Source organism: Pseudomonas sp. JQ170C, from assembly GCF_035581345.1.
Lineage (GTDB): Bacteria > Pseudomonadota > Gammaproteobacteria > Pseudomonadales > Pseudomonadaceae > Aquipseudomonas.
Genome location: NZ_CP141608.1, coordinates 1,215,063 through 1,229,355, shown reverse-complemented (window position 1 = coordinate 1,229,355; position 14,293 = coordinate 1,215,063). Strand labels below are relative to the sequence as shown.

7 protein-coding genes are annotated in these 14,293 nt (G+C 63.2%); 2 read left to right on the top strand and 5 right to left on the bottom strand.

The window, feature by feature from the left end; translation table 11 throughout:
* Nucleotides 1-9: 9 nt before the first annotated feature.
* A complete protein-coding gene (locus U9R80_RS05570; RefSeq protein WP_301837312.1) occupies nucleotides 10-4,566 on the top strand; it encodes a hemagglutinin repeat-containing protein in 4,557 nt (1,518 codons plus the stop codon).
* A 76-nt stretch (nucleotides 4,567-4,642) separates the two neighbouring features.
* Here the strand turns inward: U9R80_RS05570 and U9R80_RS05565 are convergent, their stop codons facing one another.
* Together U9R80_RS05565 and purL are read right to left on the bottom strand one after the other, a co-directional pair.
* On the bottom strand, nucleotides 4,643-4,954 hold the full coding sequence (locus U9R80_RS05565; protein WP_301837486.1) for a Nif3-like dinuclear metal center hexameric protein: 312 nt from the start codon (nucleotides 4,952-4,954) through the stop codon (nucleotides 4,643-4,645).
* Nucleotides 4,955-4,956: 2 nt separating this feature from the next.
* Nucleotides 4,957-8,856, bottom strand: coding sequence for a phosphoribosylformylglycinamidine synthase (purL, locus tag U9R80_RS05560; RefSeq protein ID WP_301837313.1), 3,900 nt, complete (start codon nucleotides 8,854-8,856; stop codon nucleotides 4,957-4,959).
* A gap of 246 nt (nucleotides 8,857-9,102) precedes the next feature.
* Between purL and mltF the strand changes: the two genes are divergently transcribed.
* A complete protein-coding gene (gene mltF, locus U9R80_RS05555) occupies nucleotides 9,103-10,563 on the top strand; it encodes a membrane-bound lytic murein transglycosylase MltF (RefSeq protein WP_301837314.1) in 1,461 nt (486 codons plus the stop codon).
* A gap of 87 nt (nucleotides 10,564-10,650) precedes the next feature.
* Here the strand turns inward: mltF and tadA are convergent, their stop codons facing one another.
* From tadA to guaA, 3 genes are all read right to left on the bottom strand, one after another.
* Nucleotides 10,651-11,133, bottom strand: a complete 483-nt coding sequence (tadA, locus tag U9R80_RS05550) for a tRNA adenosine(34) deaminase TadA (RefSeq protein ID WP_301837315.1) — start codon at nucleotides 11,131-11,133, stop codon at nucleotides 10,651-10,653.
* A complete protein-coding gene (locus U9R80_RS05545) occupies nucleotides 11,133-12,512 on the bottom strand; it encodes a multicopper oxidase family protein (protein WP_301837316.1) in 1,380 nt (459 codons plus the stop codon). The genes tadA and U9R80_RS05545 overlap by 1 nt, the downstream gene beginning before the upstream one ends.
* 198 nt (nucleotides 12,513-12,710) lie before the next feature.
* Entirely contained in the window at nucleotides 12,711-14,288 is a 1,578-nt protein-coding gene (guaA, locus tag U9R80_RS05540; protein WP_301837317.1) for a glutamine-hydrolyzing GMP synthase, read from the bottom strand.
* Between the last annotated feature and the right edge of the window lie 5 nt (nucleotides 14,289-14,293).

The following is a 14,293-nucleotide window of genomic DNA, read 5'->3' as shown; positions in this document are numbered from 1 at the left end:
GAGACCACGATGTACACCACACCGACCCTTCCTACCCCCACATGGCGATCGCCCAATCACCTGCGCTGGATGATTGCCGTCAGCCTGCTTGCTCCCTACATGGCCCATGCCGACAACGGCCTGCAGGCCACTACCGGCCCCGGCGGCACCCCCGTGATCTCCAACGGCCACGGCGTACCGGTCATCGACATCGTTACCCCCAACGGGACTGGGCTGTCGCACAACCAGTTCCTGGACTACAACGTCCGCACACCCGGCGTGGTGCTCAACAACGCCCTTGAGGCAGGGCAATCGCAGTTGGCCGGCGCCCTGGCAGCCAACCCCCAGTTCCAGGGCCAGGCCGCCTCGACCATCCTCGCCGAAGTCATCAGCAAAAACGCCTCGCGCATCGAGGGCCCCCAGGAGATCTTCGGCCGACCGGCCGACTACATCCTCGCCAACCCCAACGGCATCACCCTCAACGGCGGCAGCTTCATCAACACCACCCGGGCGGGGTTCCTGGTTGGCAATGTCGTGCTCGAAGGGCAAGGCATCCATCAGCTCGACACCCGCAACGCCAACGGCAGCCTGCAGGTACTCGACGGCGGCCAGCGCAACCTTGAGGGCGCCCTCGACCTGATTGCCCCACGCATCGACACCAAGGGACCGCTCACGGCCCGCGACACGCTGAACCTGACGGCGGGACGCAACCTGATTCGCAACAGCGACCATCAGCTACTCGAACACCTGGCTTCCGGCGATGGCAGCATCGATGCCAATTTGCTTGGCGCCATGCAGGCCGGCCGTATCCGCATCGTCAGCACCGCCGAGGGCGCCGGCGTCAACGTGGGCTCGCGACAGGTCATCGGCCGTGAGGGTATCGAGATCCATTCGGCGGGCGCCCTGCAGGTCAGCGGCAACGCCACACGATCCAGCCTGCTCAGCGCCGAACACGGTGCAGTGACCCTGACCGCCGCACAGGATCTTGGCCTGAGCGCCGTGAACGTCAATGCGCAGCAGATCCAGGCCAACGCCGGGAAAAACCTGACCCTTGATACCCAGACCCGGAAAAACCTGACCAAAGACAACGAAAGTCGCGAGAACAAATGGTGGTTCGTCACCACTGAAACCTACAGCCGTGACACCACCCGCACCGAGAACACGCTCAACGGCACCGAGCTGCGCGCCAGCCAGGGCATTTCCCTGGAATCCGGACAGAACATGAACCTGGTGGCCGCAACGGTGGATGCCGGCTCAGAACTCAAGGTCAAGGCCGGCGATACGCTCACCCTTGCAGCCGGTATCGAAAGCAGCCAGGTCGACGAAAAGATCCGCCATCGCAAGCACCTCTGGCGCGGCGACAAAGACAGCAGTGCCTATGAAGAACGGGCCAAGGCGAGCACCTTGTCCGGAAAACAGGTGTCCCTGGAGTCCGGTGGCGCTACGCAACTACTGGGCAGCAAGGTCGTGAGCCCGGGGGATATCACCCTCAAGGCCAGCAGCCTGGAGGTGGCCGAAGTCGCCCTCAACCATAGCCAGAACAGCAAGGACTACCGGGGCGACCTGGTTTCTGGCGCGTTCTTTGGCAAGAACGGCAAGACCGAGGGTAATGGCAAGAAAGCCAGCGGCAGCACGATCCAGGTCGACGGCGCGTTGACCGTCGTGGCAGATGAAGTGCAAATCCGAGGTTCGACGGTCAAGAGCAAGGGCGATGCCCTGTTGGTCAGCGAAAAGGCCCGGCTGTCGATTGAAGCGGCGAAAAATGAAGCCAGCCTTAGCCAACGCCAAGACGACAGCAAGCTGTTCGGGCTGATAGGCACCACCACGAAACACCAGGAGCAACGCAAGGAGGTGCTGGTCAGCGATGTGTCGTCCGACAGCAACCTGCGCCTGGCCAGTGCCGACGAGATTCGCGTGATCGGCTCAAAGCTCAGTGCCGGCCAGCAATTGCAACTCAAGGCGCAAAAAGACATCACCCTCAGCACCGCCGAACAACAGCAAACCCTGCATACCCAGGAGCAAGCCAGAGGCTTCACCGCCAGCGCCAGCCAGACCCAGGACGCTGTGGATGGGAAAGCCGATTCGCACCAGTACAACGCTTCAGTGGGCTATAACGTCAGCACCGTCGACACCCGCAAAAACGACACGACACAGATTGCCAGCGAGCTCAGTGGTGGCCAGGTACAGCTCATCAGCCAAAGCGATGTCACCATCAACGGCTCCCATGTCGCGGCCAATGGCGGCGATGTGGAAATCGACGCCAAGAACCTGAACCTGACGGCCGCCCACAACGAGCAAGCCACCACGACGACCACCACACACAGTGGTGGCGGGCTCAAGCTCAGTGGCGGTATCGACGCGGTGGGCAGCGCCTTCGAGGGCTATCACCAGCAACAGGTGAAGGAAGAAACAGGCGCCCAGACCCAGGCTAGCAGCCTTGCCGCCAGCCATGACCTGAAGATCAACACCGGCAAGATGGTCACCGAAGCGGCCAGTATCAAGGCTGGTGAGACCTTGCTGGTGGGAGCCGACACCCTTGAGAACCGCGCACAGGCCGACACCCACAGCACAAGGCTGACCGACAGGAACTGGCAGGCAAGCCTGGGGGCGAGCCTTGTTTATCGTGACATTACCCGCCCGATTGAGCGGCTGGCCAAAGGTGAAGAAGGCAGTCGCTTCCAGCAGTCAGGTGTCGAAGATGCCCTGGCCCCGCCTACCCTGGGCGCCGACCTTGATGCAAAGCACCTGAACCGCGAAGAAAGCCATCAGACCAGCACGGCACAGGTTACCGAGCTCACGGGGGGCGCCATCAAGGTCAAGGCCACGACCATCGAGGATACCGGCAGCCAATACCGGTCGGCGAAAGAGGCGTTGTCGATCGAGGCGCAATCCCATCGCCTGGCCGCCGCCTACGACAGCAGCCACAGCCGTCTCGACCGACTGGATGTCGAGGCGGGCGCGCGGGTCGAAACCAGCACCGGCAGCGACATCAACCTGCGCCTTTCCGGCAAAGGTGGGCGCCAGCAAACAGACAACAGCGCACGAACGGCACGCCCCGGCAGCCTTTACGGGCAGACCGGCATCCAGGTGCAACTGGGCAGTGACGGTATCTACGAAGGCACCCGCCTCGATGCCGGTGACGGCTCATTGAAGATAGAGGCGGCAGGCGACCTGCGCTTGACCCAGGCTCAGGATCAACAGCTTTCGCAACTGAACGAGCTCAAAGGCGACGCCTGGGCCAAGGGCGGCAACAGCCCTGCCGGCAAGGGGCTGGAGTTTCGCGGCTACCTGGACCAGAAAAAAGCCGAGCGCGCAGACACCCAGGGCCGAGTGGCGCAAGTCGATGCCAAGGGGAATGTACTGCTCAAATCCGGCGGCACCCTGGAGCTGGTCGGCACCCGCATCGGTAGCAGCAACAACAAAGTAGGCAGTATCACGCTGCACGCCGATGGCCCCCTGCAAGTCAAGGCGGCCACCGACACCCACCGGGCCCAGGGCAGCAGCCTGGGGTGCGGATTGGAGCTGCTTGGCAAAACGTCCGCCAATGGCAAGGGCGGCGGCCTGGGTGGTCATATCGGTTCCGGACGCACGGACGAGACCAGCACCACCGCGACCGGCGCCCAATGGTTTGCCACCGATACCGTGGCCATCACCAGTACCGACTTTCAGGATGATGCCGTGCATCTGCAAGGCGTGAACGTCACAGCGGGCAAGGTGGCCATCAATGCCGTCAACGGTGGCACCTTGATCGAGGCCGCCCGCAGCACCGAGCACCGCAACAACCTGGACCTCACGGCAGGCGCAGGTTTCAACAGCATGCCGGGAGCCACGAAGGACGAAAACAAGCGCGGGCTGTATGGACGCTTTCAGGGGGTCATCGATCAGCGTGACAACCTCACATACCAGAACAGTCAGTGGCGCGCTCAACACATCACCCTCAACAGCCTCGCCGACACTCGCCTGGAAGGCGTACGCATGGACGCGGGAATGATTGAGGGTGACATCGGTGGCAGCCTGCGCGTGGCCAGCCGCCAGGACCGGATCAATGCCGTGAAGGTGGACGTCGACGCTCGACTGAGCAAAGAGAAGAACCCACAGGGCTACCTCAATGCCGCCAAGGCCTTTGCCGGCCCGTTGGGCGGCAAGGCCGAGAAAGCCGTCGGGCCGGTGGCGCAGAAAGTCGATCCGGGCCTGTCGCCCACGTTCAACTTCAAGCTTGAACACACCCAGCGCGAATCGGTGACCAGCCAAAGCGCGCTCAGTGGTCGTGACGGCATCAACCTGAATGTCGCAGGCGCTACCGAACTGTCCGGCGCCCGGCTTCAGACCGCCAAGGGCAAGGTTGACCTGGGCTCAAGCGCTGTCACCCAGCAAACGCTCAACGGCCGTGACTACCGTCGCGAAGTGGGCATCAACGCCTCCAACACGCCGGCAGACCTGATCACTGGCCTGATCGAAGCCTACAAGCCCGGCAACAGCAGCACCAACGACGAAAAGCCCTTTGACCTGGGGCTGGTTCGCACCAGTGGCCACGACCGCACCACCACCGTGGCATCGAGTGTCAATCAGCCCACCAGCAACCATTAACCTGCACCAACGTGCCCCCTGCAGGCACAAAAAAGCCGCGACCGGTGTTGAACCGGTCGCGGCTTTTTGAGTGGCCTCAGAAATCTGCGAGTTGCCAGACCTCATAAGCCGGGGTTTCGTAAGGATGGCTCTGCTTGAGCGCAGCGACCACCGACGCAATCAATGCGTCGGCCACCACCAGCTCCACCCGCCACTCTTCGACCTGCTCGACCACACCAGACTGCCCGATGAACGGCTGGCTGCCCTCCAGCGGGCGGAACTGGCCCTGGCCCAACACTTGCCAGGCGCAGCAGTCGTAGTCGCCGATGCGTCCGCCGCCAGCGGCGAACACTGCGGTCTTGACCACGTCCACATGGCTGGGCGGGACGAAGAAGGCGAGCTTGTACACCCTTAGTTCACCCATACCCGCGCGTTGCGGAACATGCGCATCCACGCCGCGTCTTCGTTCCAGTCATCCGGACGCCAGGAGTTCTGCACGGCACGGAAGACTCGCTCAGGGTGCGGCATCATGATGGTGACGCGACCGTCGCGGCTGGTAAGACCGGTGATCCCGCGCGGCGAACCGTTCGGGTTGGCCGGGTAGGTCTCGGTGACCTTGCCGTGGTTATCGACGAAGCGCAGGGCCACGCAACCGGACAGGTCGGCTTCAAGCAGGGCTTCCTGGCTGGCGAATTCGGCGTGACCTTCACCGTGGGCGATGGCGATTGGCATGCGCGAACCGGCCATGCCCTGCAGGAAGATCGAGTTCGACTTCTGCACTTCGACCATGGCCACACGGGCCTCGAACTGCTCGGAACGGTTACGCACGAAATGCGGCCAGAACTCGCTGCCCGGAATCAGCTCGTGCAGGTTGGACATCATCTGGCAACCGTTGCACACACCCAGGGTGAAGCTGTCGGTACGCTCGAAGAAGCCCTGGAAGGCATCACGGGCACGGCTGTTGAACAGCGCAGACTTGGCCCAGCCTTCACCGGCGCCCAGTACGTCGCCGTACGAGAAACCACCGCAGGCCACCAGGCCCTTGAACGCGTTCAGGTCAACGCGACCGGCGAGGATATCGCTCATGTGCACGTCGATGGCGTTGAAGCCGGCGCGATCGAAGGCGGCTGCCATCTCGACCTGGCCGTTGACGCCCTGCTCACGCAGCACCGCCACCTGAGGACGGACGCCCTTCTTGATGTAAGGCGCCGCGATGTTGTCGTTGACGTCGAAGCCAAGCTTGGCCGACAGACCCGGGTTGTCTTCTTCGAGCAGGACGTCGAATTCCTGGTCGGCACACTCGGCGTTGTCACGCAGGCGCTGGATCTTGTAGCTGGTTTCAGCCCACTGGCGCTGCAGCAGACGACGGTCGCCCTTGAACAGCTCTTCACCGGCCAGCTTGATCAGCACTTCGCCGTTGTTGATCGGCTGGCCGATCACCGCGACGCAGTCTTCACCCAGGCCGGCAGCGCTGAACTGGGCCAGCACGTCCGGGGTAGCGTCCTGATGCACCTGGATCACCGCGCCCAGCTCCTCGTTGAAGAGGATGGCGGCAATTTTTTCACGCTTGCTGGTCAGGGTGTCGAGTTCCAGCTCCAGGCCGCAATGACCGGCAAAGGCCATTTCCAGCACAGTGGTCATCAGGCCACCGTCGGAACGGTCGTGGTAGGCCAGCAGGTGACCATCGGCATTCAGGCCCTGGATCACGGCGAAGAAGGCCTTGAGGTCTTCAGCGTCGTCGACGTCCGGTGCCTGGCTGCCGAGCTTGCCGTGGGTCTGGGCCAGGATCGAGGCGCCCATGCGGTTCTTGCCACGGCCGAGGTCGATCAGGATCAGATCGGTCTCGCCCTTGTCCATGCGCAGTTCAGGGGTCAGGGTCTTGCGAATGTCGGTGACCGGTGCGAAGCCGGTGACAATCAGCGACAGCGGCGAGGTGACGGATTTTTCCGCGCCCTCTTCACTCCAGCGGGTTTTCATGGACATGGAGTCCTTGCCCACCGGAATGGTCAGGCCCAGCTCAGGGCACAGTTCCATGCCCACGGCCTTGACGGTGTCGTAAAGACGCGCGTCTTCACCCGGGTGACCGGCTGCGGACATCCAGTTGGCCGACAGCTTGATGTCGGACAGTTTTTCGATACGCGAGGCGGCCATGTTGGTCAGCGTCTCGCCGATGGCCATGCGGCCCGAAGCCGGGGCGTCGAGCAGGGCCAACGGGGTACGCTCGCCCATGGCCATGGCTTCACCGGTGTAGACGTCGAAGCTGGTGGCAGTGACGGCAACATCCGCCACCGGCACCTGCCAAGGGCCGACCATCTGGTCGCGGGCAACCAGGCCGGTGATGGTGCGGTCGCCAATGGTGATCAGGAAGCTCTTGCTGGCAACGGCCGGGTGACGCAGCACGCGCTCGACGGAGTCTTGCAGCTCCAGGGCGCTTGGGTCGAAATCGTCGCCCAGTTCCGCTTCGCGGGTAACCGAACGGTGCATGCGCGGCGGCTTGCCCAGCAGCACGTCCAGCGGCATGTCTACCGGGCTGTTGCCGAAGTGGCTGTCGGTAACGGTCAGGTGTGGCTCGGCAGTCGCCTCGCCCACGACTGCAAACGGGCAGCGCTCGCGCTCGCAGATGGCCTGGAAGCGCTCGAAGTCGGCCGCGTCGACCGCCAGAACGTAACGTTCCTGAGATTCGTTGCTCCAGATTTCGTGCGGGGCCATGCCCGGCTCGTCATTGGGCACATTGCGCAGCTCGAAGCGGCCACCGCGGCCACCGTCGTTGACCAGCTCAGGGAAGGCGTTGGAGATACCGCCTGCGCCGACGTCGTGGATGAAGGCGATCGGGTTGTTGTCGCCCATCTGCCAGCAACGGTCGATGACCTCCTGGCAGCGGCGCTCCATTTCTGGGTTCTCGCGCTGCACCGAGGCGAAGTCCAGGTCTGCGGAGCTGGCGCCGGTGTCTACCGACGAAGCCGCGCCGCCGCCCAGGCCGATCAGCATGGCCGGGCCACCGAGGACGATCAGCTTGGCGCCGACGGTGATCTCGCCCTTCTGCACGTGATCTTCGCGAATGTTGCCCATGCCGCCGGCGAGCATGATCGGCTTGTGGTAGCCGCGCACTTCTTCACCGTGGGGGGTGTTGATCGACTGCTCGAAGGTACGGAAGTAGCCAGTCAGCGCCGGACGGCCGAACTCGTTGTTGAACGCCGCGCCGCCGAGCGGGCCTTCAATCATGATGTCCAGGGCGGTGACGATACGGTCCGGCTTGCCGTAGGCCTGTTCCCATGGCTGCTCGAAGCCAGGAATGTTCAGGTTGGAGACGGTGAAGCCGGTCAGGCCGGCTTTTGGCTTGGCGCCACGGCCGGTTGCACCTTCGTCGCGGATTTCGCCACCGGAACCGGTGGACGCGCCGGAGAACGGCGAGATGGCGGTCGGGTGGTTGTGGGTCTCGACCTTCATCAGGATGTGCACCGGCTCCTGCACCGCGCCGTACTGGCGGGTTTCAGGGTTCGGGAAGAAGCGGCCGGCGACGTTACCGACGATCACCGAAGCGTTGTCCTTGTAAGCGGACAGCACGCCTTCGCTGTGCATCTGGTAGGTGTTCTTGATCATGCCGAACAGGCTTTTTTCCTGGCTCTGGCCGTCGATATCCCAACTGGCGTTGAAGATCTTGTGACGGCAATGCTCGGAGTTGGCCTGGGCGAACATCATCAGTTCGATGTCGTTGGGGTTGCGCTTGAGGCCCTGGAAGGCGGCGACCAGATAGTCGACTTCGTCTTCGGCCAGGGCCAGGCCCAGGTCGACGTTGGCCTTTTCCAGCGCGGCGCGGCCGCCGCCAAGGATGTCCACGGAGGTCATCGGCTTGGGCTGGGCATGACTGAACAGGCCGGCGGCGTCTTCAAGCTTGGTCAGCACCATCTGGGTCATGCGGTCGTGCAGCACGTCGGTGACGTCGGCTGCTTCAGCGTCGCTCAGCTGGCCGGTGACATAGAAGGCGATACCGCGTTCCAGACGACGGATATTTTCCAGGCCGCAGTTGTGGGCAATGTCGCTGGCCTTGCTCGACCAGGGCGAGATGGTGCCGAATCGCGGCATGACCAGGAACAGACGCCCGGTCGGCTCCTGTACCGGAACGCTTGGACCGTACTTGAGCAGGCGCGCAAGCACGTGCTGTTGGTCGGCGGTCAGCTCGCCGTCAACCTCGGCGAAATGAGCGAATTCAGCATACAAACCACTAACAGCGGGGACTTTCTGGCTCAATTGCTCGAGTAATTTACCGTGGCGAAAGGCAGAAAGGGCAGGAGCGCCGCGCAGGATCAACATCGTCGGGACAGCCTCAGGAAGGGGGTGTGCTTAGAGGCCGTGCATTCTAGCCTAAATCCGATGGTTCCGGCACCCGCAACACAGCATTCTGACGCGGCCGCATGTCGGCGGAACAAACCGGACTTGGGGGTCAAAAAAACCACGCAAGCGTAGTAACCTGCCACCCTCTATCGTAAAGACCGCTAGCAGACAAGCTATCGGTTGTCGAGATATGGCGGGGCCGGTCCTTTGCGTATACTGCAAGCTATGTTCGCCCATACCGCTTTGCGCCAGCGCTGCGCCAGATGGCTCATCGCAACCGGACTCTTCCTGATGCTCGGTGCTTGTGTTGAAAAACCAAGCACCCTGGAGCGCGTCAAGGAGGACGGCGTGCTGCGCGTGATCACCCGCAACAGCCCCGCCACCTACTTCCAGGACCGCAACGGTGAAACCGGCTTCGAGTACGAGCTGGTCAAACGCTTTGCCGATGACCTTGGCGTGGAACTGAAAGTCGAGACCGCCGACAACCTCGACGAGCTGTTCGACCAGCTCGGCAAGCCGTCCGGCCCGGTCCTGGCAGCCGCGGGCCTGGTCAGCAGCGAACGGCGCAAGTCCCAGGTACGCTTTTCCCACCCCTACCTGGAAGTGACCCCGCAGATCATCTACCGCAACGGTCGCTCGCGGCCCACCGATGCCAAGGGCCTGGTCGGCAAAAAGATCATGGTGCTCAAGGGCAGTACCCACGCCGAGCAACTGGCGGAACTCAAGAAGCAGTACCCCGCCCTGGAATACGAAGAGTCCGATGCCGTCGAGGTGGTCGACCTGCTGCGCATGGTCGATGAAGGCCAGATCGACCTGACCCTGGTCGACTCCAACGAACTGGCGATGAACCAGGTGTACTTCCCCAAGGTGCGGGTGGCCTTCGACCTGGGTGATGCCCGCGACCAGCGCTGGGCAGTGGCTGCCGGGGAAGACAACAGCCTGCTCAACGAGATCAACGAATTTCTCGACAAGGTGCAGAAGAATGGCACCCTGCAGCGCCTCAAAGACCGCTATTACGGTCATGTCGATGTACTGGGCTACGTCGGTGCCTACACCTTCGCCCAGCACCTGCAGCAGCGCCTGCCGCGCTACGAGAAGCACTTCAAGGAATACGCCAAGAAAGAACAGGTCGACTGGCGCCTGCTGGCCGCCATCGGCTACCAGGAGTCGATGTGGCAGGCTGAAGTCACCTCCAAGACCGGCGTACGCGGCCTGATGATGCTGACCCAGCGCACCGCCCAGGCCATGGGCGTTTCCAACCGCCTGGACCCGGTGCAAAGCATTCGTGGCGGGGCCAAGTACTTCATGTACGTCAAATCCCTGCTCGACGACAAGATCAAGGAACCGGACCGCACTTGGTTTGCCCTGGCCGCCTACAACGTGGGCGGTGGACACCTGGACGATGCCCGCAAGCTGGCCCAGCGTGAAGGCCTGAACCCGAACAAGTGGCTGGACGTGAAGAAAATGCTCCCGCGCCTGTCACAGAAGCAGTGGTACACCAAGACCCGCTACGGCTACGCCCGCGGCGGCGAGCCGGTACATTTTGTGGCCAACATCCGTCGCTACTACGACATCCTCACCTGGGTGACCCAGCCGCAGCTTGAAGGCAGCCAGGTGGCCGAAGGCAGCCTGCACATGCCGGGCGTCGACAAGACCAAACCGCCAGAGCCCTCCCCTCCGCTGTAGCCATGACCCCACCGTAGAAGCGGGCTTGCCCCGCGATAGCGATTGGTCTGTCACACCGCCTCGCGGGGCAAGCCCGCTCCTACCGCTTCAGGATTTTGCCCGGCGCGCCCTGAAGAACTCCGACAGAATCGCTCCACACTCCTCCGCCAGCACGCCCCCCTCGAACATCACCCGGTGGTTGAGAAACCCCTGGGCGAAGAACTGTCCCTGGCTCTGTATCACCCCCGCCTTGGGCTCCAGGGCGCCATAGACCACCCGAGCGATGCGCGAGTGAACGATCAGCCCGGCGCACATGCTGCAGGGCTCCAGGGTCACGTAGAGGGTGCTGCCCGGCAGCCGGTAGTTGCTTGCCGCCTGGGCCGCAGCCCGGATGGCGACCATTTCGGCATGGGCGCTGGGGTCGCTGCCGCTGATCGGGCAGTTGAAACCGCGCCCGACGACCTGGCCATGTTGCACCAGCACAGCCCCCACAGGCACCTCGCCCATGGCAGCGCCCTGGGCAGCCAGGTCCAGGGCCTGGCGCATGAATTCCTGATCGCGGCTGCGATCAACGATAAGTGGCTGACGCATCACACCACCTCGATCGCGGCCATCAGGCCGGTTTCCATGTGGTCGATCACGTGGCAATGGAACATCCAGGTCCCCGGGTTATCCGCCACCAGCGCTACCTGGGCACGCTCGTTCTTGCCCAGCAGATAGGTGTCGGTGAACCACGGCTCTTCAATTTTGTGCCGATTGGAGGCGATCACCTTGAAACTCATGCCATGCAGGTGAATCGGGTGCTGGTACTGGGTCATGTTCTTGAGCTCGAAGATATAGCTCTTGCCCTTCTTGAGCGTGGCGATCGGGCGGTCGGCGCAGGTCTTGTCGGTGATGTCCCAGGCCTTGCCGTTGATCTGCCACAGGCTCGGTGGCGCGCCGTTCTCGGTGTTCACCGACACCGACCCGACCCACTCGAAGTTGAAATTGATCTTCTCGGCATTGGCCAGGTCCGGCTCGGCCACCGGGTTGGCTGGCAGCGCTGGCGGCCAGTCACCCGGCGCCTCGCTGCTGGCTACCGAACGCAGGGTGCCCAGGCGCACGGAGCCGTCGCGCAGGGAGATTTCCTCACCCGCCGGCGGCATCTTGATTGCCAGGCAGATACGCATGCCAGGGCCCAGCCAGTAGGCCTTTCCGAGTGGGCGCGGGGTGACCGGGTTGCCGTCGAGCGCATACACCTTCGCCTCGAAGTTGCCTTTGAGGTTGATGCGATAGGTCAGGGTGTTGTCCAGGTTGAGCAGGCGCACCCGCACGATCTGCCCGGCAGGCATATCGACCACCGCATTGGGCTGGCCGTTGATGGTGATCAGCCGCCCGGCCGTGCCGCCGCGCGCCGCCTCGCGGGGAATACTGAACGGCAGGTAGGCGCCCTGCTCGTCCACGTGCCAGTTTTTCAGGCTCAGGGTGCGCTCGTGCTTGAAGCCGGTAGGCTCGCGCTCCTCGACGATCAGCGGGCCCACCAGCCCACGGCCCAGCTCTTCGGAACTGTTCACATGAGGGTGGTACCAATAGCTGCCGGCGTCGGGCACGCGGAATTTGTAATCGAAATACTCACCCGGCAGCACCGGCAGTTGCGAGACGTACGGCACCCCATCCATCTCCAGCGGCAGGCGGATGCCGTGCCAGTGAATGGTGGTCGGAACCGGCAGGTGATTGATGAAGCGCACCCGCAGCCAGTCACCTTGCCGCGCCCGCAGCTCGGTCCCCGGTGCCGACGGACCAAAGGCCCAGGCCTCGGTCTTGAAACCCGACACCAGCTCCACATCCAATGGCGCTGCGATCAACTCGTAGTCGTGCCCGGCATTCGGATCAGGACGACCCAGCCAGTAGCGGGCCGCGCCTCCAGCGCCCAGGCCGATCGCCACCAGGCCGCTGAGGCCACCGAGAATTTGTCGCCGGGTAAAAGACATGCAGCAGGTACCTCGTAATGCCAGGAACAACATGCCGGCGCTCGCGGGGCCGGCGATGAAGGGCGAATACGATACACCTGCAATTGAGAAAGATTAAGTGAAGAGTTGCCGCAGGGGCTGGCTGCGCGGGCGGGAACTGCAGCCAAAAAAAACGCCACGCCCCGAAGGGACGTGGCGTTTCTCAACCCGCTAGCGGGATCATTCCCACTCGATGGTCGCTGGTGGCTTGCTCGACACGTCGTAGGTGACGCGGGAGATGCCTTCGATCTCGTTGATGATCCGGCCGCTGACGGTTTCCAGCAGCTCGTAAGGCAGGTGTGCCCAACGTGCGGTCATGAAGTCGATGGTTTCTACTGCACGCAGGGCCACGACCCAGGCGTAGCGACGGCCGTCACCGACCACACCCACCGATTTCACCGGCTGGAACACCACGAACGCCTGGCTGACCTTGTGGTACCAGTCGGCCTTGCGCAGTTCTTCGATGAAGATATGGTCGGCGCGACGCAGCAGGTCGGCGTATTCCTTCTTCACTTCACCGAGGATACGCACACCCAGGCCCGGGCCCGGGAACGGGTGACGGTAGACCATGTCGTACGGCAGGCCCAGCTCCAGGCCAAGGCGACGAACCTCATCCTTGAACAGCTCGCGCAGCGGCTCGACCAGCTTGAGGTTCATCTCCTCAGGCAGGCCACCGACGTTGTGGTGCGACTTGATCACGTGAGCCTTGCCGCTCTTGGCGCCAGCCGACTCGATCACGTCCGGGTAGATGGTGCCCTGGGCCAGGTACTTGATGTTCTCAAGCTTGTTCGACTCGGCATCGAACACGTCGATGAAGGTGCGACCGATGATCTTGCGCTTCTTCTCTGGGTCGGCTTCGCCGGCCAGGTTGTTCAGAAACTGCTCTTCGGCGTTGGCACGGATCACCTTGACGCCCATATTCTCGGCGAACATGGCCATCACTTGCTCGCCTTCGTGCAGGCGCAGCAGGCCGTTGTCGACGAAGACGCAGGTCAGTTGGTCGCCGATGGCCTTGTGCAGCAGGGCTGCAACCACCGAGGAGTCAACGCCGCCAGACAGGCCCAGCAGCACATTGTCGGTGCCGACCTGGGCGCGGATTTGGGCAATGGCGTCGTCAGCGATGTGCGACGGGGTCCACAGGGCTTCACAACCACAGACGTCGAGGATGAAGCGCGAGAGGATGCGACCGCCCTGCTTGGTGTGGGTCACTTCCGGGTGGAACTGCACGCCGTAGTAGCCGCGCTTGTCGTCGGCCATGCCGGCGATCGGGCAGCTCGGGGTGCTGGCCAGGATCTGGAAGTCTTCAGGGATGATGGTGACCTTGTCACCGTGGCTCATCCAGACGTCCAGGCCGAGGACGCCGTCGGCATCGACGTGGTCTTCGATGCCGTCCAGCAGGCGGCTCTTGCCGACTACGTCAACGCGGGCATAACCGAATTCGCGCAGCTCGGAGCCTTCTACCTTGCCGCCCAGTTGCTCGGCCATGGTCTGCATGCCGTAGCAGATGCCGAATACCGGTACGCCCAGGTCCCAGACGGCCTGAGGGGCACGTGGGCTGTTGGCTTCATGCACGGACTCGGGGCCGCCAGCGAGGATGATGCCGCGCGGGGCGAATTCGCGAATCGCTTCGTCGTCCATGTCGAACGGGTGCAGTTCGCAGTACACGCCGATCTCGCGCACGCGGCGGGCAATCAGCTGGGTGTATTGGGAACCGAAGTCGAGGATCAGGATTCGGTGAGCGTGAATATCGAGGGCCATGACTC

Bases quoted from the DNA above. Each gene is read 5' to 3' on its own strand.
- U9R80_RS05570 (WP_301837312.1), top strand. From the start codon at position 10: ATGTACACCACACCGACCCTTCCTACCCCCACATGGCGATCGCCCAAT.
- purL (WP_301837313.1), bottom strand. From the start codon at position 8,856: ATGTTGATCCTGCGCGGCGCTCCTGCCCTTTCTGCCTTTCGCCACGGT.
- mltF (WP_301837314.1), top strand. From the start codon at position 9,103: ATGTTCGCCCATACCGCTTTGCGCCAGCGCTGCGCCAGATGGCTCATC.
- tadA (WP_301837315.1), bottom strand. From the start codon at position 11,133: ATGCGTCAGCCACTTATCGTTGATCGCAGCCGCGATCAGGAATTCATG.
- U9R80_RS05545 (WP_301837316.1), bottom strand. From the start codon at position 12,512: ATGTCTTTTACCCGGCGACAAATTCTCGGTGGCCTCAGCGGCCTGGTG.
- guaA (WP_301837317.1), bottom strand. From the start codon at position 14,288: ATGGCCCTCGATATTCACGCTCACCGAATCCTGATCCTCGACTTCGGT.